1 protein-coding gene is annotated in these 344 nt (G+C 32.8%); it reads left to right on the top strand.

Features of this window, described 5'->3' with window-relative positions:
• The first annotated feature begins 42 nt into the window (after positions 1-42).
• Complete coding sequence (locus E1297_RS00455; RefSeq protein ID WP_155132587.1) at positions 43-306, top strand: hypothetical protein; 264 nt, start codon at positions 43-45, stop codon at positions 304-306.
• Positions 307-344 lie beyond the last annotated feature (38 nt).

Below are 344 nucleotides of genomic sequence, written 5' to 3' on the forward strand. Positions count from 1 at the left end.
TCGTCTTGTTCTGACTGCCAACGTAAGGATTAGGAGAAAAAGATGTATTTTGATATTCCTGTTAATTTATTGCCAATAATTTTCATTTTTTTAATACTTTTGATTGTCTATTCTTTTAGTTATGATGTTAGTGCGATTAATACAATCAGACAAATAGATAAAATCTATAGTGAGATACAAGAACTTCAACGATTTTCAGAAAAAAGTGAAAAACTCGAATATGGGAGAGTTGATGTCTCCAAAGCAATTATAGTTCGAGAAAAGCGTATTACAAAACTAAAGCATAAGCTCGCCCGATTGGGTTAGAAAATACAATTCATCTGAACAGTGCGCTGGAAACCCCG

The organism is Roseibium sp. RKSG952, from assembly GCF_009711355.1.